Source organism: Micromonospora noduli, assembly GCF_003264475.1.
Lineage (GTDB): Bacteria > Actinomycetota > Actinomycetes > Mycobacteriales > Micromonosporaceae > Micromonospora > Micromonospora noduli.
The window spans coordinates 124,500-142,044 of the sequence record NZ_PYAC01000043.1 but is presented as its reverse complement, the minus strand read 5'-3'; the positions used below and the strand labels follow the sequence as shown (position 1 = coordinate 142,044).

At 72.0% G+C, this 17,545-nt stretch carries 20 protein-coding genes; 13 read left to right on the top strand and 7 right to left on the bottom strand.

Annotated elements, in window-relative coordinates; all coding sequences use genetic code 11:
• Position 1 precedes the first annotated feature (1 nt).
• The 4 genes from MED15_RS32145 to MED15_RS32130 are packed head-to-tail and all read left to right on the top strand — an operon-like array spanning position 2 to position 2,156.
• Positions 2 to 601 carry a sulfite oxidase-like oxidoreductase gene (locus MED15_RS32145; RefSeq protein WP_112587644.1) on the top strand — a complete coding sequence of 200 codons (600 nt, stop codon included), beginning with the start codon at positions 2 to 4 and terminating at the stop codon, positions 599 to 601.
• On the top strand, positions 594 to 1,373 hold the full coding sequence (locus tag MED15_RS32140; protein WP_425271096.1) for a ferredoxin reductase: 780 nt from the start codon (positions 594 to 596) through the stop codon (positions 1,371 to 1,373). Before MED15_RS32145 ends, MED15_RS32140 begins: the two co-directional genes overlap by 8 nt.
• A gap of 35 nt (positions 1,374 to 1,408) precedes the next feature.
• Positions 1,409 to 1,702 (top strand): DUF6510 family protein, encoded by a 294-nt coding sequence (locus MED15_RS32135; RefSeq protein WP_091408116.1) that lies wholly within the window; start codon positions 1,409 to 1,411, stop codon positions 1,700 to 1,702.
• A 34-nt stretch (positions 1,703 to 1,736) separates the two neighbouring features.
• Positions 1,737 to 2,156: a hypothetical protein gene (locus MED15_RS32130; protein WP_112737775.1), complete on the top strand. Its 420-nt coding sequence runs from the start codon at positions 1,737 to 1,739 to the stop codon at positions 2,154 to 2,156.
• Between the two features lie 10 nt (positions 2,157 to 2,166).
• Here MED15_RS32130 and MED15_RS32125 read toward each other — a convergent pair whose 3' ends face one another.
• From MED15_RS32125 to MED15_RS32115, 3 genes are all read right to left on the bottom strand, one after another.
• Positions 2,167 to 3,087, bottom strand: a complete 921-nt coding sequence (locus MED15_RS32125) for an alpha/beta hydrolase (RefSeq protein ID WP_112737773.1) — start codon at positions 3,085 to 3,087, stop codon at positions 2,167 to 2,169.
• An 80-nt stretch (positions 3,088 to 3,167) separates the two neighbouring features.
• Positions 3,168 to 3,812: a hypothetical protein gene (locus MED15_RS32120; protein WP_112737771.1), complete on the bottom strand. Its 645-nt coding sequence runs from the start codon at positions 3,810 to 3,812 to the stop codon at positions 3,168 to 3,170.
• Between the two features lie 23 nt (positions 3,813 to 3,835).
• Entirely contained in the window at positions 3,836 to 4,243 is a 408-nt protein-coding gene (locus MED15_RS32115; RefSeq protein WP_112737769.1) for a pyridoxamine 5'-phosphate oxidase family protein, read from the bottom strand.
• A 255-nt stretch (positions 4,244 to 4,498) separates the two neighbouring features.
• Between MED15_RS32115 and MED15_RS32110 the strand changes: the two genes are divergently transcribed.
• The 4 genes from MED15_RS32110 to MED15_RS32095 all read left to right on the top strand — a co-directional run bounded on the left by MED15_RS32110 (position 4,499) and on the right by MED15_RS32095 (position 9,521).
• Positions 4,499 to 5,221, top strand: a complete 723-nt coding sequence (locus MED15_RS32110) for a VOC family protein (RefSeq protein ID WP_112737767.1) — start codon at positions 4,499 to 4,501, stop codon at positions 5,219 to 5,221.
• A gap of 70 nt (positions 5,222 to 5,291) precedes the next feature.
• A complete protein-coding gene (locus MED15_RS32105; protein WP_112737765.1) occupies positions 5,292 to 5,819 on the top strand; it encodes a GNAT family N-acetyltransferase in 528 nt (175 codons plus the stop codon).
• 192 nt (positions 5,820 to 6,011) lie between these two features.
• On the top strand, positions 6,012 to 8,165 hold the full coding sequence (locus MED15_RS32100; RefSeq protein WP_112698377.1) for an amylo-alpha-1,6-glucosidase: 2,154 nt from the start codon (positions 6,012 to 6,014) through the stop codon (positions 8,163 to 8,165).
• A 54-nt stretch (positions 8,166 to 8,219) separates the two neighbouring features.
• A complete protein-coding gene (locus tag MED15_RS32095; protein ID WP_112587628.1) occupies positions 8,220 to 9,521 on the top strand; it encodes an NAD(P)/FAD-dependent oxidoreductase in 1,302 nt (433 codons plus the stop codon).
• 59 nt (positions 9,522 to 9,580) lie between these two features.
• On the opposite strand, the gene MED15_RS32090 is transcribed toward MED15_RS32095, so the two are convergent.
• From MED15_RS32090 to MED15_RS32080, 3 genes are all read right to left on the bottom strand, one after another.
• Entirely contained in the window at positions 9,581 to 10,675 is a 1,095-nt protein-coding gene (locus MED15_RS32090; protein ID WP_112737763.1) for an AI-2E family transporter, read from the bottom strand.
• A 58-nt stretch (positions 10,676 to 10,733) separates the two neighbouring features.
• Positions 10,734 to 11,528, bottom strand: coding sequence for a spermidine synthase (locus MED15_RS32085; protein ID WP_112587624.1), 795 nt, complete (start codon positions 11,526 to 11,528; stop codon positions 10,734 to 10,736).
• Positions 11,529 to 11,631: 103 nt separating this feature from the next.
• Complete coding sequence (locus tag MED15_RS32080; RefSeq protein ID WP_112587622.1) at positions 11,632 to 12,609, bottom strand: DUF2267 domain-containing protein; 978 nt, start codon at positions 12,607 to 12,609, stop codon at positions 11,632 to 11,634.
• Positions 12,610 to 12,809: 200 nt separating this feature from the next.
• On the opposite strand from MED15_RS32080, the gene MED15_RS32075 reads away from it, so the two are divergent.
• On the top strand, positions 12,810 to 13,124 hold the full coding sequence (locus tag MED15_RS32075) for a hypothetical protein (protein ID WP_112587620.1): 315 nt from the start codon (positions 12,810 to 12,812) through the stop codon (positions 13,122 to 13,124).
• A gap of 76 nt (positions 13,125 to 13,200) precedes the next feature.
• Here MED15_RS32075 and MED15_RS32070 read toward each other — a convergent pair whose 3' ends face one another.
• Positions 13,201 to 13,539: an STAS domain-containing protein gene (locus MED15_RS32070; RefSeq protein ID WP_112737761.1), complete on the bottom strand. Its 339-nt coding sequence runs from the start codon at positions 13,537 to 13,539 to the stop codon at positions 13,201 to 13,203.
• A 211-nt stretch (positions 13,540 to 13,750) separates the two neighbouring features.
• Between MED15_RS32070 and MED15_RS32065 the strand changes: the two genes are divergently transcribed.
• The 4 genes from MED15_RS32065 to MED15_RS32050 all read left to right on the top strand — a co-directional run bounded on the left by MED15_RS32065 (position 13,751) and on the right by MED15_RS32050 (position 17,538).
• Entirely contained in the window at positions 13,751 to 15,508 is a 1,758-nt protein-coding gene (locus MED15_RS32065; protein ID WP_112587616.1) for a PP2C family protein-serine/threonine phosphatase, read from the top strand.
• Entirely contained in the window at positions 15,505 to 16,542 is a 1,038-nt protein-coding gene (locus MED15_RS32060; RefSeq protein WP_112698373.1) for a cobalamin B12-binding domain-containing protein, read from the top strand. The genes MED15_RS32065 and MED15_RS32060 overlap by 4 nt, the downstream gene beginning before the upstream one ends.
• Positions 16,543 to 16,658: 116 nt before the next feature.
• Positions 16,659 to 17,006: an STAS domain-containing protein gene (locus MED15_RS32055; protein WP_112587612.1), complete on the top strand. Its 348-nt coding sequence runs from the start codon at positions 16,659 to 16,661 to the stop codon at positions 17,004 to 17,006.
• 85 nt (positions 17,007 to 17,091) lie between these two features.
• The gene (locus MED15_RS32050; RefSeq protein ID WP_112587610.1) at positions 17,092 to 17,538 is read left to right on the top strand and encodes a response regulator; all 447 of its coding nucleotides are present in this window, start codon (positions 17,092 to 17,094) and stop codon (positions 17,536 to 17,538) included.
• Positions 17,539 to 17,545: the final 7 nt, after the last annotated feature.

Below are 17,545 nucleotides of genomic sequence, written 5' to 3'. Positions count from 1 at the left end.
AATGGGAATCGTGTCACCGGGCTTTCAGGGTCGGCCCCGAACGCAGGAGCCGGCCCTGCCACCCGGCCAGTATCTGACCGAGGACTTTCCGGTGCTCTCGGCCGGCCCGACGCCCCGGGTGTCACTGGACACCTGGGAGTTCGTCATCTCCACCGAGAACGGCAGCGACCACCGGTGGTCGTGGCAGGAGCTGATGGCCCTGCCGCAGGAGACGCCGATGGTGGACATCCACTGCGTCACCCGCTGGTCCAAGCTCGGCACCAACTGGCAGGGCGTCTCACTGGACACGCTGCTCGCCGGCGTCGACACGGGGGCGCACTTCGCGCTGGCGCACTCCTACGGCGGGTACACCACCAACCTGCCGCTCGACGACCTGCGCGGCGGCCAGGCCTGGGTGGTGCACACCTTCGACGGCGCACCGCTGCCCGCCGAGCACGGCGGGCCGGCGCGACTGCTGGTGCCGCACCTGTACTTCTGGAAGTCCGCAAAGTGGGTGCGCGGCCTCCGGCTCAAGACGATGGACGAGCCAGGGTTCTGGGAGACCGCCGGGTACCACGACTACGGCGACCCGTGGCGCGAACAGCGGTACCAGGGTGACTGAGCGCGCCGTGGCGACGAGCAACCAGCGCCGTACGCCCAACCGTTGGCAGGTCGGCCGGCTGGTGGAGCGCCGGGTGGAGACACCGACCGCGCAGACCCTGGTGCTGGAGGTGCCGGAGTGGCCGGGGCACCTGCCCGGGCAGCACGTCGACCTGCGGCTCACCGCCCCGGACGGTTACCAGGCGGCCCGGTCGTACTCGATCGCCGGGCCGGCCGTGGACGGGCCGGGAGGGCCGCGCATCGAGGTGACAGTGCAGCGGGTGCACGACGGCGAGGTGTCGCCGTACCTCATCGATGTCTTCGGGGCCGGCGACCCGATCGAGGTACGCGGACCGCTCGGTGGCTGGTTCATCTGGCGGCCCGAGGAGACCGCGCCGGTGCAACTGGTCGCCGGCGGCTCCGGCGTGGTGCCGCTGATGGCGATGATCCGGGCGCGGCGGGCGGTGGGCAGCAAGGCGCCGTTCCGGCTTATCTACTCGGTGCGCACCCCCGGTGACGTGATCTACGCCGACGAACTGCGCCGCCGGGTCCGCGACGACTTCGGGCTGGACGTCGCGTACGTCTACACCCGTGAGGCGCCCGAGGGCTGGCGCGGTGAGCCGCACCGGATCGGGCTCGCCGACGTCAACACGCACGGGTGGCCACCGGACCTGGAACCACTCACCTACGTCTGCGGCCCGACCGCGTTCGTGGAGACCGTGGCCGACCTGCTGGTAGGGCTGGGTCACCCGTCGCGCCGGGTCAAGACCGAACGCTTCGGCCCCACCGGCTGACCACCCGCTCACTCACGCAGTGTCGAGGAGATTCGATGACCGAGATGTCGTACCTGGACGGCAACATGCTCGACGGCCCGATGCGTGAGCTGTTCACCGTCGACCTGAGCAGCGCGATGGGCCGCTGTGAGAACTGCGGGACGACCGGCTCGATGGCCAGCCTGCACGTCTACTCGCACGCCCCGGGCCTCGTCGCCCGCTGCCCCTCCTGTGAGGAGGTGATGGTGCGTCTGGTGCGCGGGCCGGACCGGGCCTGGCTGGACATGCGTGGCACCACCTACCTCCAGGTGCCGATGCCGATGGAGCAGACGTTCCCCGGCCCGCTCTGACGGAACGCTCGCCCGGCTGAGGCACCATGGCCGGATGAGCGCCGGTCGATGGCGTGGTGTGCCGCTCGCGGTCCGGTGCGTGGTGGCTGTCGCCGTGCTGGTCTTCGCCTACGGCACCGCGGTGCACGTGGTGCAGTTGCTCCTGCCCCAGTTCGGCCCGCAGCTCGACCTGCCCGGGTGGCTGACGTTGTACTTCACGTCCCTGACGCTGTGGGACCCGTTGGCGGCGTTGCTGTTGGCCGCTCGACGGGTGCAGGGGCTCGTGCTGGGCTGCGCGGTGCTGGTGACGGACGCGACCGCGAACGGGTACGCCAACTACGTGCTGGACCCGGCGGGCGGCGTCACCCCGGGCCGGATCGGGCAGGCCGTCATCACCGCCCTCGCCGTCGGTCTCGTCGCGCTCACCCCGTGGCTCACCCCGTGGTTCGCCCGGTCCGCGGTCCAGCGGCACTGACCCGGTCCCGCTACGGGTTGGCCTGGGCGAGGACAGCGCGCACGGCGTCGACCACGGCGGCGGGTTGGTCCTTGTGGATGTAGTGGCCGCTGTCGGGCACCACGACGTGGACGCCGCGTGCGAAGACCGCTGCGGTCTGGTCGGCGAGGTCACCGGAGCGCTGTCGTAGGGCAGCGGGCTTGCCGCGGCTCGCGGTCAGGATTCTCATCGGTACGTCGGGGGCGGCCGACGTCGCACGCGCGGCGCGCACCTCCCGGGTGCAGGTGTTGGCGAGGCGGTTCTCCGCCCGAATCGTCGTGACCTGACCGAACGTGCGATAGCTGGCCCGGTACGCCTCGGTGATCAATGCCTGGATTTCCAGGTCGTCGGTGCAGCGCTCAGCGAGCGTGCGGCCCATGTTCGCCGCGATCCGATCGAAGAGCCCGATGGCCTTGAGCACCGGAATGGCGTTGAGCAGGAGATTCGATGAGACACGGAGAGCCAGTGGCACCTCTGCTGTGCTGTCCTCGTGGAACGGATCGAGCAGGACCAGGCCGAGCGTCCGGTCGGGACTGGCGAAAGCGGTTAGTTGGGCGAGCAGCCCGCCCCAGCTGTGACCGACCAGCACGGCGGGGCCGACGTCGTCCAGGAGTGCCACGAGGTCGCGCACCTGGGAGTCCAGTGTCAGCCGCGAGGTGGGGTCGCTGGCGCCCAGACCGGCTCGGTCGTAGGCGATGACGCGGGACCTCTCGGCCAGCGAGGGGAGGACGACGGCCCAGTCCAGCCCCACCTCGCCGGCCCCGGAGACCAGGACGACCGGTGGCGTGGCGCTGCCGGCTGCCACCCACCGCAACTGTCGGCCGGACTCCCTGGTCAGCCGGCCACTGTCGACACCAGCCGGCACCAGGCTGGACAGCGCGACGACGACGGGGTCCTGCGACTCGGTATCCATTCGGCCTCCTCGTCACGGCGCTTCTGATCGACGTCGGCTCGGTCGGGTGCACGTGGTCCGGTCACAAAGCGAGGGCCCGGTTAGTGGCGGAGGAGATCGTAGGCCTGGGCGAGGCCGTCGGCCCATGGCGCGTCGTAATCACGTTCCCACGCGCGGTGCAGACGCTCGCGGGTCTCTGCTCGACGTAACCAGTCGCCGAGGACGCTCGGCTTCGGCTTGGCGAAGTTGAGCCTGGCGACCATCTCGGCCAGGTGACGGTCCGCCGACGAGGTGAGCGTGGCGTCCCAGACGTCGAGGAATCGTTCGACGCGCTTGCCGGCCGCGCTAGCCGCGTCGAGGAAGGTCGCCGGATCGCTGAACGACCCGAGCCGCGCCGGGTGGTCCGCCAGCAACGAGCGCCACACCGCGTCGAGGTATGCGTCGACGGCCTCCTGCTCGACCCGCGGCCAGGTGCGCCACTCCTGACGGGGGAGTTTACCCAGGACGATGGTCGGTTCCAGGTCGTCGGACCCGAGCAGGCGCTCAAGGAGTACGGGGAGCAGGGCCTTCACGTCCGCCCGACTGCCGACCGTGTTGCCGAGGCTGATGGTCAGTGAGAACAGGTCGTGCTCGTCGACCAGCACCGAGCCCCGGCAGTGCGGGCAACCGTCGAGCACCGCACGGCGCGGGTACCGGGCGAACGCGTCCCGGACGCCCGCCAGGGCCGTCGTCAGCTCGTTCTCCACCGGCCGATTCTCGCATCGACGACTCACTGCGCGGTGCCCGCGAGCAGCCACCGCCGGACGGGGATCTCCAGCAGCACCCGCTCGCTGTCCGGGCCGACCTGCCGGCCGACGTCCCAGCCGTCGTACTTGCGCGCGAACGCCTCCACGACCGGGCTCGGGAATCCACTTCGGTGCACGCGGGCGGCGCCCTCCGCCACCACCGGCGCGTTGCCGTTCTCCAGAGCCACTGACACCCGTGGGTCGGCCACGACGTTGCGGGCCTTGACGCTGCGGCTCTCGCAACCGACCCAGAACGTCGCGGAAAGGTAGACGAACCAGACCGGCGTCAGGTGCGGGGACCCGTCGCGCCGCACCGTGCACAGCCAGACGTTCAGCTCCCGCGACAGTCGCTCCTGGATGTCGGCCGGGGGGATCGAGGGGGTTCGGCTCACCGGGCCAGTGGATCACAACGCCGCACGTTCCGCCGACGGTCTTTCACCTGCTGCGGGCCGGCGTGCGGGGCTGGGGTGTGGCCCCGCCCTACAGGGGATGAAGCATCCCGACAACCGGCCACGCCCCGCGCCCGCACCGCGGCGGCGTACCTCACCGCATGACCCGAAACTCGGGTGCGGTCGACCGGGCACAGCCTTAGGCTCCCGCTCCGACGGCTGTCACGGCGTCCGGTCCGATGGGAGATGAGCGCAGCGATGACTGCACACCTGTTCGCGATCAGCTTCGACGCGAGTGAGCCTCTGCGGCTCGCGCAGTTCTGGTCCGGGCTCCTGGGGCGGGAGATCGTCGACGATCCCCACGAGGGCGTCCTGCTCCTACCCGCCAACGACAACGGGTACCACATCCGCTTCGCCCCGAACCCGCAGCCGAAGGTGGTCCAGAATCGGATGCACTTCGATCTGACCAGCAGTTCGCTGGAGGACCAGCGGCAGACGGTGGCCAGGGCACTGGATCTCGGTGCGCGGCACGCCGACATCGGGCAGGGCCCGGAGATCGATCACGTGGTGCTCGCCGACCCCGAGGGCAACGAGTTCGACGTCATCGCACCGGGCAACAACTTCCTCGCCGGCTGCGGCTTCGTCGGCGCGCTGGCCTGCGACGGGTCGCAGGCGGTCGGCTACTTCTGGAGTGCGGCGCTGGGCTGGCCGCTGGTCTGGGACCAGGGCGAGGAGACCGCGATCCAGTCGCCGCACGGCGGCACGAAGATCAGCTGGGGTGGCCCACCGCTGATGCCGAACGGCGGCAGGGATCGGGTGCGTTTCGACCTCGCCCCGGGTGTCGACGGCGATTGGCAGGCCGAGGTCGACCGGCTCCTCTCGCTCGGGGCGACCCAGGTCGACACCGACCTGGGCGGGGCAGGCCGACTGGTGCTGGCCGACCCCGATGGTCAGGAGTTCACAGTGCTTACGTCCCGCTAGCATGGCCGGCGCCCACCCACCCGACGGCCGGTTGGACAACGGCGGCACCCGTCGGTCAGAGTGATCCGCCGTGAGATACCTGCGTACCGGTGGCCCCGCCGCGATCCGGCGACCCCGGCCCACCGACTCGGACGAGTTCGTCGCCGCCGCGCGGCGCAGTCGGGACCTGCACCACCCCTGGTTGGCCGCGCCGGCCAACCCGGAGGAGTACGAGAACTATCTGCGCCGGATCCGTCGCCGCGACAGCGCCGGCTACCTGATCTGCGACCGGGCCAGCGGCGAGATCGCCGGCTACGTGAACATCAGCGGGATCGTGCTCGGCGCGCTGCGTGGTGGCTTCCTGGGGTACGCGGCGTTCCTGCCGTACAGCGGGACCGGGCACGCCTCGGCGGGCGCCGCCCTGGTGATCGACCACGCGTTCACCTCGGTCGGGTTGCACCGGCTGGAGGCGAACATCCAACCGGGCAACGAGCCGTCGCGGCGGGTGGCCCGCAAGTTGGGTTTCCGGTTGGAGGGCTTCTCCCCGGACTACCTGTTCATCGACGGCGCCTGGCGCGACCACGAGCGCTGGGCTATCACCGCACCAAATCCCGCCTGACCGCCGGCCCGGCCGCGCGCCTGTTTGCTCCGGAGGGTCGGGAATGGTTGCTTCCAACGGGGCGGCCGCGCCGGAGAGCTGTCGGCACCAGGTTCAGGTCTCATGATTTCCCCTGGTAGGCGGACGCGGCGACGAGCTTTCACCCGGAGTGGGTGATGACGCCTGGTGTACGGCCTTCCTACGGTGGGTGTCATGGCTGTTGTGCGTGCGACCCCGGCGAACCCCACCCCCGGCATGGTCGCTGCGGCCAACGAGGCCGGAGATCAACGGTCCATGCCACCAGAGCTGGGCCCCGACTCCCTCGCGGTGCTCAGCGGCCCCACCTTCCTCTACGCCAACTCGCTTGGCGACGTGCCCCCGGGCAGCATCGGGGGTCTGGTTCACCTGGACACCCGCCTGCTCAGCTGCTGGACGCTGACCGTCAACGGCAGCGAGCTGCTGGCGCTGCGCGCCGAGACCATCGACCACTACTCCGCGCAGTACGTGCTCACGAACCCCGACCTGCCCGGGCTGCCCCCGAACAGTTTGGGCGTGGAACGGCTGCGGTACGTCGGCGAGGGCTTCCACGAGCGGGTGGAGCTGCGCTCGTTCCGGCCGGAGCCGGTCCGGGTGGAGCTGCGGCTGGCCGTCGGCGTCGATTTCGCCGACCTCTTCGAGGTCAAGTCGGTGGTCCGGGACCGGTCCGCCGAGATCACCCGCGACCACGCGGCCGACGGCTCCGAGCTGTGTTTCTCGTACCGCAACGGGGACTTCCGGGTGCAGACCCGGGTGTGTTGCCAAGCGCCGGCGGACCGGGTCGAAGGCGACGAGCTGATCTGGGACCTTGAGCTGCGCCCGCGTGAGCAGTGGCAGGTCGACCTGCACGTGCCACTGCCGTCCGGGGTGGGGGTGGTCGAGCCGGTTCGCGGAGACATCGCCGACGTCATCCATGGCCGGGCCGACGATCCGCTGCGCCGGTGGACCGAGGATCGGGCCGTGCTGCGCGGCGACAACCAGGCCCTGGAGCGCACCGTGCGACGGTCCCGGGACGACCTCGCCGCGTTGCGCCTCGACCTGGAGGTCAAGGGTCAGCGGATCATGCTGCCGGGGGCGGGGCTTCCGTGGTTCCTCGCCGTCTTCGGCCGGGACACCCTGATCACCGCGTACCAGACTCTCGTCGCCGGGCCGACGCTGGCCAAGGGGGCCCTGCTCGCGCTGGCGCGGCTCCAGGGCGACAGGTGTGACGACTTCACCGACGAGGAACCCGGCAAGATCCTCCACGAGGTGCGTAGCGGCGAGCTGACCCGCAACGGGACCAAGCCGTACGGCCCGTACTACGGCAGTGCCGACGCCACCCAGCTGTGGCTGATCCTGCTCTCCGAGTACTGGCGGTGGACCGGCGACGACGAGACGGTCCGCCGCCTACGGGACAACGCGCTGGCCGCCCTGCGCTGGATCGACGAGTACGGCGACCGGGACGGCGACGGTTACGTCGAGTACGGCACGCGCTCCCCGGAGGGGTTGGGCAACCAGTGCTGGCGGGACTCGCCGGACGGGGTGTGCTTCGCCGATGGGCGCATCCCGGTGCTGCCGCTGGCGACCAGCGACATCCAGGGCTACACCTACGACGCGAAGATCCGCCTGGCGGAGTTGTTCGACGGTCCGTTGGCCAACCGGGCCCTGGCGAGGCGGCTGCGCGACGAGGCCGGCACGCTGCATGAGCGGTTCAACCGGGACTTCTGGATCGAGGAGCGGGGCGGCTACTACGCGGTCGCCCTGGACGGCGACAAGAACGTTGTCGACGCGAAGACCTCCAGCATGGGTCACCTGCTGTGGAGCGGGATCGTGCCGAGGGAGCGGGCCGACGCGGTGGTGCGACAGCTGATGTCGCCGGACATGTTCTCCGGGTGGGGCATCCGCACGTTGTCGCGCGAGGAGTCGCTCTACAACGCCGTCGGCTACCACCTCGGCACGGTGTGGCCGCACGACAACTCGATCGCCGCGCTCGGCCTGGCCCGCTACGGCTACCGGGCCGAGGCGAACCGGATCAGCCTGGCGTTGTTCGAGGCGGCGGAGCAGTTCGGTCACCGTCTGCCCGAGGCGCTCACCGGATTCGCGCGCGAGCGCATGGTGTTCGCGGTGCCGTACCCCACCGCGTGCAGCCCGCAGGCGTGGGCGGCGGGCACCCCGCTGGCCCTGGTCCGCGCGATGCTGGGGCTCAACCCGATCGACGGGCGCTTGGCGCTCGACCCGGACATTCCCGAGGAGCTGGGGCGGATCACGGCCGACCGGGTACGGGCTTTCGGCCAGGAGTGGGGCGTGGAGGCGGTGTGCACCAGCGGCCACGTCCGGCTTCAGCCGAGCTGAGCACGGCTGGCGCCTAGGACGTTTGTCGCGGGCCTCGACGGGAAACGGCCCGCAATGACGAAACCTCGTGTGGTGATCGTGGGGGCCGGGTTCGCCGGTTACCACGCGGCGAAGACGTTGAGCCGGATCGCCCGGGACCGGGCCGAGATCGTGGTGCTGAACTCCACCGACTACTTCCTGTACCTGCCGCTGTTGCCCGAGGTGGCGGCCGGGGTGGTCGAGCCCAAACGGATCGCCGTGCCGCTGACCGGGACGCTGAAGGGCGTACGGGTGGTGGTCGGCGAGGCGGACCACGTCGACCTGCAGAACCGCTGGGTCGGCTTCACCCAGGCCGAGGGGGAGAAGAACCGGCTGGCGTACGACCGGCTGGTGCTCGCCGTGGGCAGCGTCAACAAGCTGCTGCCGATCCCGGGAGTGACCGAGTACGCGCACGGCTTCCGTGGCCTCCCCGAGGCCGTCTACCTGCATGATCACATCGTCCGGCAGCTTGAGCTGGCCGAGCAGGCCGAAGACCCGGCCGAGCAGCAGGCCCGGTCCACGTTCGTGGTGGTCGGGGCGGGCTACACCGGCACCGAGGTCGCGGCCCACGGGCAGCTGTTCACCGACGCGTTGCACGCCCAGCGGCCCCGGCTCACCGTCCGGCCCCGCTGGATGCTGCTCGACGTGGCGTCCCGGGTGCTGCCGGAGTTGGACAAGCGGATGTCGGACACCTCGCACAAGGTGCTCAACCGGCGTGGGGTGGACGTGCGGATGGGTACCTCGGTGGCCGAGGCGACCTGCGACGGGGTGAAGCTCACCGACGGCGAGTACGTGCCGACCTGCACCCTGGTGTGGTGTGTGGGGGTGCGCCCCGACCCGTTCGTCAACGAGCTGGGCCTGCGGACCGACCGGGGTCGACTGGTCACCGACGAGTTCCTCAACGTTCCCGGTTATCCGGAGGTGTACGCGTGCGGTGACGCCGCCGCGGTGCCGGACCTCGTCAACCCGGGCAAGGTGTGCGGGATGACCGCCCAGCACGCGCAGCGGCAGGGCAAGCGCGCGGCGTACAACATCGCCGCGTCGTACGGGTTTGGCCGGCGTAAGCCGTACAAGCACCACGACCTGGGCTGGGTCGTCGACCTGGGTGGCAAGGACGCGGCGGCGAACCCGTTGCACGTCAACCTGGGCGGGTTGCCGGCCAAGGCGGTCACCCGGGCCTACCACCTGATGGCGATGCCGGGAAACCGCACGCGGGTCAGCGCCGACTGGGCGTTGGACGCCGCGTTGACCCGGTCCGCGGTCCAGTTGGGGCTGGTGCCGGCCAACGCGGTGCCGCTGGAGAGCACCACACCCGAGGTCGCGACCCGGTCCCGCTGAGCGGGCCGCCTGGTCGTCGGAGGGCAGGCCGGTGGCGGCACCGGCCGCACGTGCGACGGTCAGTCGGTGGAGCCGGCCGGCCGTGCGGACCGCGCGGCCGGACCGGCCGGCGGCGCGGGCCGCACCCGGCGCGGGCCGTACTCGCGCAGCAGGGTCTGGACGATGCCGGCGGCGGGGATGGCCAGCAGCGCGCCGAGCAGACCGGCCAGCTCCGCCGCGAGCAGCACACTGACCAGCACCGTCAACGGGTTCAGCCGGACCGCGCGGGACAGGATCAGCGGCTGGAGCAGATGGTTCTCCAGCTGTTGGTAGACAACGAAGAAGACCAGCACCACCACCCCGGCGGTGGGGGAGTGCAGGAAACCGGCACCGGCCGCGATCACCGCGCCGAGGGTCGCCCCGACCAGCGGTATCAGGTCGGCCACCGCCACCAGCAGGGCGATCACCGCCGCGAAGGGCACCCCGGTGAGGGTCAGCACCACGAAGGTCAACGCCCCGCAGATCACGCTGATCAGCAGGTTCCCGGTGAGGTAGCCGGTGACGGTGCGTGAGACCTCCCGGCCCACCCGGCGCAGCCGCTCGCCCTGACCGTCCCCGGCCACCGCGAGCAGGCCGCGGGTGAGCCGCGGTGCCTCCAACACCATGAGGTACGCCAGCACGATGACAGTGACCAGCCCGGCGACCGACTCGACGACGCCGCGCAGCACACCGACCGCGGGTTGACGCAGCCGGCCGCCGAGGTCGCGCAGCTGCTCGGAGTGCTCGCTGACGTAGCGGCGTGCCCCGGTGCGCTCCAGCGCCTGCCCCACCGGGCCCTGTCCGGCGCGGGCCTCCCGTAACAGCTCGGGCGCCCGGTCGGCGAAGCGGCCCAACTCCCCGAACAACGGCACCAGGATGAGCGCGGCCAGGATCACCAGCAGTACGAACGCGGCGAGGAACACCAGCAGAGTGGCCAGCGCCCGACGCCGGACGAAACGGCGTTGCAGCCGGTCGACGAGCGGTTTGAGCGCGACGGCGAAGAACGCGGCGACCACCGCCCAGACCAGCACCCGGCGGGTCGCGTACACGAAGCCCAGCGCGAGCGCTGTCGCCAGCACCAGACCGATCACGATCAGAGTCCGGCGGCCGGTCGCCCGATCGTCGACGTCGCTCATCCGGCGGGCCTTCCCCGCGCGGACCGTCGGAAACCCGGCATTGCGGGCACAACGGCGATCAGTGGCGGGAGTTGTCGTCCGCGTCGGCGACGGGATGGGCGCCGGCAACGAACGTGTCGAGCGCGGCGGCGTGCAGCAGCCCGCCGGGCACCGGGTCACGCAGTGCGGCCACCGCCAGCCGGGCCACCGGCAGCCCGCCGGCGCGGGAGGTCGCGGCCAGCACCAGGTTGCCGTACCTGCGGCCGCGCAACATCCGCCGGTCGCCGACCACGCACACGTCGGCGAAGATCGCCCGCAAGGTGGCCACCTGCACCCGGGTGCCGACCAGCGGCGGCAGGTCGGTGACGTTGACCAGGTAAAAGCCGTCGGGGCGCAGGACGCGGGCCACCTCGGCGGCGAACTCGACGGTGCGTACGTGCCGGGGCATCCGGGCCGCCCGGTAGATGTCGGCGATCACCAGGTCGTGCCGGCCGTCCGGGGTGCTGGTCAGGGCGTCCCGGGCGTCGGCGACCTCCACCCGCACCTCCGGCGGCAGCGGCGGCAACTCCCGGGCCACCAGGTCGACCACCGCAGCGTCCCGCTCGACGACCCGTTGCGGGGAGCCGGGCCGGGTGGCGGCCAGCCAGCGGGGCAACGTCAAGGCGCCGCCACCGAGGTGCAGGACGTTCAGTGGGGCGCCGGCCGGGGCCGCCACCTCCACCGCCGAGGCGATCCGCCGGACGTACTCGAAGTGCAGGTGTCGGGGATCCTCGACATCCACGTACGACTGCTCGACCCCGGCGGACAGCAATGTCCGCCCGGTCCGGCGGACCGGGTCGGCGACCAGTTCCAGCCGGTCGGCAGCGCGGTTCATGTCCGGCACGCTAGCCGAGCCCTTGGCGCACCCGGCACGGCGGACGGGCCGGCGGAGCGGGGTCGCCCCCGGTCCGCCGGCCCGACGGCGTCGTGGTGGCCGGTCAGCCGCCGGCCATCCCGGCCCCCACCTCGTCGATCGCGTCGTCGATCTGGCGGGCGAGGTCCACGTCGAGCGCGGTGACCCCGTTGGCCTGGCTGGTCCGCACTGTCAACACGGCGGCGGTGTCGCCCGGACGCCCGATGCTCGGGCCGCGGCCGTTGTCCTGGCGCAGCCGGTCGAGCCGGGCGAGCACCCGGTCCAGGTTGTCGGGCGGCAGTGCGACCACCCGGTAGAGGCCCTGGCTGTCGCCGGCCCAGTAGGGCAGGTCGTCCAGCGCCGCGCTGATCTCGTCGGCGTCCAGGGTGGGTGTGGTGGTGGAGGCGCCCACCAGGCCGCCGCCGGCCTCCGGCGGGTTCAACAGGTCGCGCAACCCGTCGGGTACGTGCAACGACTCGACCAGGTCGCCGTCCTGCTCGGCGAGCGCGGCGATCGTCGCCTCGGCCTGGTACCGGGCCTGCTCCGGGGTGTTGCCGCTGATCCGGCCCACCTCGGCCAGGAAACCGGGCAGGTCCTGGTGCCGTTCGATGCCGTCGACGGGCAGCACGTCGTGCAGCGACGCCGGCACCGCTGCGAGCAGCCGCTGCCGCTCGGCGGCCTCCAGGGCGAACGCGAGGACCAACACTGTCGCCTCGGTGCCCACCTTGGCGGTCTTGAAGTCGACCCCGGCGCGACGCCGGACCTCGTCGACCAGGTCGTGGTAGCCCACGCTGTTCACACCGGCCGCGCCGCTCGGCGGGGACGGCTGCGGTCGCGGGTTGTCGGCGCTACCGACCGGCGGCGGTGCCGGCCCGCCGCGCGTGCTGTCCGACTTGTGCGTTCCGGCCGCTGGCGGGCCGGCCCGCTTACCCGCGTCGAGGCTCGTGAGCTGCTTGGACGCGCTCAGGCTGGCACCGATCTCGCTGGGCTGGCGATTCTGCTCCCGGGCCTGCCGGGCCAGTGCCCGGCGCCTCTGGTTGTCGCCCTCCATCTGCTTGCGCATGGTGGCATCCCTTCCGCTGGGGATCGTGGCTGCGCCAGTCGCCTTCCCGCCGTCCCCGAGAAGGAAACGGAGGCCGCCGGCCGGGTCGGACGGGCCTGCGCCACGCTTCATCCGGCGGGGGTGAGGGGTGCTCACCCGCACGGCCCGCACGATCGGGTCAGGACCGGAGTTCTTCCGAGGTACGCGGAAGGAAGGTCGTCATGAAGGAAGTTGTCGAGATCGTCCCCGCTCGACCCGGCTGGTACGCCCGCTGGCAGCTCACACCCGAGCTCACCAGGTGTTACCCGGTGAGCCTGTGGGCGCTGCTGGAGGAGGCCGACGGAACGGGCCGCGAGGTGATCGGGATGGACTGCATCGGTCAATGGCCCGGCGCGGACGACAACGAGGCGGGTGGGCAGTTCGTCCGCTACCTGTACCAGACGCCCGATTCGGGGGAGCCGGAGGACGTGGACCCGGCCCCGATCGGCGAGCTGCGTGAGGACGGCCCCCGGCTCCAGCCGATGACGGCACCCTAGACATTCCTCCGGCCCCCGACCCCAGGTCCCAGGGTCGGGGGCCACCCCGTTCCGCTTCCCGGGGGTGGCCTATGGGTCAGCCGATGGCGCGCACGTCGTCGTCGGCGTACGCCTCGGCGAGCAACTCACTCAGGCCCGTGCGGTCCAGCATCCGCTGAAGCTGAGAGCTGACCCCGGTCAGTCGGATCGCCCCGGCGGCCCGGTGCACCATCAGCAGCGCGCTGAGCCCGGAGGAGTCGCAGAGGGTCACCCCGGTCAGGTCGACCAGAACCGGGGCGTCACCGTCGCCGCGCAGCTCGGCCGCCGCGGCGACCAGGTCGGGCGCGCTGTCGTAGTCGAGTTCGCCGGTCAGCCGGAGTCGGACGTTCCCGGCGGCGAGCCGGGTTGTCTCGATGGTCAACAGCTGATCGGGCATCCCACCATTTTCCTTGTCCAGCGACAAAACGCAAAGCGGGGGCGGCGAAGCGCCCTCGTGTCCCTCGTCCGACACCCCCGCCGTGGCGGTGTCCGTCACCTGCCGTGAGATGCCGCTTTCCGGGTTCCGGCGTAGGGTGGCTGGAGAGTTTTGACAGTGGACGCCGGTTCCGGCACGGGTTCGGTGAACGACAAGGAGTGAGGCTCAGCTGGTGACTGCTTCCGACGTCAGGGACTGGGACCCAGGCGACGGACGGCTCTCCACGCCGAGCACGACTCGACCCTCGGCGTGGTCCGCCGACGTTCGCCGCCCCACCGCGGCCCTGCCGCCGCTGGCCCCCGACCGGGGGCAGGCCACCCCTGACTGGTTAGAGGTCGTCGAGCACTTCAGGGAAGGGCTGGTGGTCTGCGACGCCGATGGCGTCGTGCGGCACGTCAGCCCGGTGGCTGAGCGGTTGCTGCCCGAGGTGACGCCCGGCGAACTGCTCAGCGCGGCCGGTGTGCCCGGGTTGAGCGAAGGCGTCCCCGGGAGCTTCACCCATCGCGGGCGCCGGCTCACCGCGCGCCAGGTGCCGCTCTCCGGTGACCGCTGCTGCTGGTACGTCGAGGACGTCACCGACAGCGTCAGCCGAGCCGACGCGCTGCTCGCCGAACGGGCCCGCTCGGCATTCCTGGCCGTGGTCGGCGACAAGCTGGGCAACCCACTGCACCCCGACCGGGCCGCCGCCGCGGTCGTCCGACTCGCCGTTCCGACCCTGGCCGAGGTGGCGGTGCTGGTGCTCGCCCCGCGGGCCGGGCGCGCCCGCTGGTGGCGGGCCTCACGCACCGACGACGAGGTGCCGACGGTGGACAGCGGCGTACTGGCCGGCGGCGAGCTGCCGACCGCCATCGCCGACGGGTTGACCGGGGCCGAGCCGCACGCGGTGGACTGGCTGGTCGAGCAGGCGGTCGACGCCGGTTGGCTGCCGGGGCTGGCCGGCACCGAGAGCGCTGCCCGGGTCGTCCCGCTGCCGGGGCGCGACGAGCCGGTCGGTGTGCTGCTGGTGGCCCGTCGCGCCACCCGCTGGTACGACGAGGACGACGTGGAGCTGGTCCGGGCGTTCGCGGCCCGCGCCGGCGCCGCGTTGACCACCGCGCTGCTCTACCGCGACCAGGCCGAGGTGGCCGACACCCTCCAGGCCAGCCTGCTGCCGGTCGAGCCGGCCGAGGCCGTCGGTGTGCAGTGGGGCACCGCGTACCGGCCCGCGCAGGCGGGGCTGCGCATCGGCGGCGACTTCTACGGTTCGCACCGGCTCACCGACGGTGGTTCGGTGTTCTTCCTCGGCGACGTGTCGGGCAAGGGTGTCGAAGCCGCCGTCTTCACCGGCCAACTGCGCCAGTGCCTCCAGGCGCTGCACCGGTTGGAGTCGAACCCGGCGCGGTTGCTGCGGCTGCTCAACGACGCGTTGCTGGAGACGACCCAGGCGCACGGCCAGGGCCGCTTCGCCACGATCGTGCTCGGTGTGGCCCGCCCGGAACGCGACGGTGGCCTCACCCTCACCATGGCCGGCGGCGGGCACCTGCCACCACTGGTGCTGCGCGCCTCCGGTGAGGTGGAGACGGTGCCGCTACGCGGCATGCTGATCGGGGTGGTGCCCGACCCCCGCGTCGGAGAGGTGACAGTGCGGCTGGCGCCGGGCGAGACCTGCCTGCTCTACAGCGACGGCGTGACCGAGGCACGGGGCGGCCGGCGCGGAGACGAGCAGTTCGGCCCCGAGCGGCTGGTCACGGCGCTGACCGGCTGCCAGCGGATGCCCGCGCCGGCCCTGGCCGAACGGGTCGAGCAGATCACCTGCGACTGGCTGGCGCAGGGCGACCACGACGACATCGCCGTGCTGGCGCTGCGGGCGGCCGGCCTGAGCGGGCGCGGGGCGCGGCACCTGCACTCGGTGCCCGCCGGCATCGACCAGACAGAGGAGACTGACGCGTGACCGCCGCCACGGCCACCACCGATCTCGCCGACGCGTACTCCGGGTACCTGGACCACCTCGCCGACGCCGACGAGTACGCCGCGACCGACCTGGCGATCGGCCTGCTCGACGCGGGCGTCCCGGCGGAGCGGGTGCTGCTCGACCTGGTCGCGCCCGCCCAGGCCGAGGTGGGCGAGCGGTGGGCGCGCAACGAGTGGAGCGTCGCCCAGGAGCACGCGGCCACCCACATCAGCGAGCAGGTGGTGGCGGCGGTCTCCGCGCACGTCAAGGCGCGGCCGACCGGCGGCCGGGTCGTGGTCGCCTGCATGGACGGCGAGTGGCACGCGCTGCCACCCCGGCTGGTGGCCGAGGTGCTGCGGTTACGCGGGTGGCAGGTGACCTTCCTGGGCGCCAGCGTGCCCGCGGCGCACCTCGTGTCGTACCTGCACCGCTACGACGCCCACGCGGTCGCGCTGGCATGCGCACTGCCGATGCGCCTGCCGTACGCCCACCGGATGATCGAGGCCTGCCGCCGCTCGGACGTGCCGGTGGTAGTCGGCGGGCGTGGGTTCGGCACGGACGGCCGGTGGGCGCGCCGGCTCGGGGTGGCCTGGGCACCGGACGCGCCCTCGGCGGCGGAGTTGATCGCCGACGAGCGGGCGCTGCGCGGGGCGCCGCCGGCGCGGCTGGCCCACCTGGCCGACGACGAGTACGCCAGCCTGGTGCGCCGTCGCGGTGAGCTGATCGACAGCGCGTTGGCGGAGCTACGGGAGCGGGTGCCGGCGGCACGGGCGTACACCGCCGCGCAGCTTGACGCGACAGTGAGCGACCTGGGCCACATAGTGGATTTCCTGGCCGCGGCGGTCTACGTGGACGACCCCTCGTTGTTCACGGAGTTCGTGGAGTGGCTGTCGGGGATTCTGGGCAGTCGTGGGGTGCCCGCCGGGGCCATCGTCCTGCCGCTGGAGCACTACGCCGCCGCGTTGCGGGACTTCCCCCGGGCGGCGCGGGCGCTGGCGCTGGGATGCGCGGCGCTGCCCGCCACCGCCCGCTGACCGACCCGCTGGTGGCACCCGGAGCGATCACCGCGCTCGGCGGCGGACGAGTCAGCTCTGCGTATACTTGCCGGACTGCAAACGTCCCACCCGAGGGTGGAGCGAGGGGGAGAACGGTGACGTTCAGCGTCAACTACGTCGAGCGCGACGGTGGTGGCGCCTGCCTGCGGCTCGTGGGCGAGCTGGACCTGAGCACCGCCCCCGAGCTGACCGCCGCGCTCGACCGGCTCACCGCGGCGGGCGAGACCCGGGTCCTGCTCGACCTGACCGACCTCACGTTCTGTGACTCCACCGGGATGGCCGTGTTCGTCCGGGGTGACAATCAGGCGGCGGCCGACGGGGGGTGGCTCCGGCTCACCGGCGCCCACGGGAGGGTCGAGCGGGTGCTGCGCGTGACCGGTCTCGCCGACGTGTTGCGCTACGAACCGGAGTCGGTCGACCCCGCGTCCCGCAGTGCTTCATGATGGGCTAGATTTCCCCGCCAGCATTTCCCCCGCCAACGCGGTGACCGTCAGGGTCCCGTCCCCGCCGACTTCGAGGCAGGTAGTGATGGGCGTAGACAGCCCGCAGCCGGTACGCATCCTGGTGGTCGACGACGACCCGGGTGATGTGCTGATGATCGAGGAGGCGCTGGCGGACTCCGACGTCGACAAGATCATCGACGTGGTGAGCGACGGCGAGGAGGCGATGGAGTTTCTCCGCGCCGAGGGCCGGCACGAGCAGGCCCGCCGACCGGACGTGATCCTGCTGGATCTGAACATGCCGCGGATGGATGGTCGGCAGGTGCTCGGGGCGGTCAAGCAGGACGAGGATCTGCGGACCATCCCGATCGTCGTGCTGACCACCTCGAACGCCGACACCGACATCGTCGGCAGTTACACGTTGCAGGCCAACGCGTACGTCACCAAGCCGATCGACCTGGACGACTTCAACGACGTGGTTCGCCGCATCGACGAGTTCTTCGGCCGGGTCGTCGTGCTGCCCAAGCGCACCTGAGGCCCGC